The organism is Paenibacillus sp. LS-5 (assembly GCF_056121505.1).
In genome coordinates, this window is sequence record NZ_JBWAVA010000134.1 from 1 (window position 1) to 233 (window position 233).

Consider the following 233-nt stretch of genomic DNA (forward strand, 5'->3'; position numbering starts at 1 on the left):
TTCGGCCGAAACCGTTGATCGCAATCCTAATAGGCTTTGTCATTCCACTCGCTCCCCTTTGGCAATCCCCGTTGTGTCGGCTCCTGCCATCTTTTTCAATTCACGCCCGCGCCAGCCCGTTACTCCAACACGCCTGTGCCGCTCCTGATGTCGAGTCCCCGACGAAAATTGATCCAGGCTGGTGGCGCGCGAGCCGCGTCGACCCAGTCTGATGGCTTCGCTAGAACATTCGA

Annotated in this window: 1 protein-coding gene; it reads right to left on the reverse strand. The window is 57.9% G+C overall.

Features of this window, described 5'->3' with window-relative positions:
* Positions 1-39 precede the first annotated feature (39 nt).
* Positions 40-233, reverse strand: a 194-nt coding sequence (locus tag AC0MA3_RS26765) for a hypothetical protein (protein ID WP_474658389.1), incomplete at its 5' end; no start/stop codon positions are given.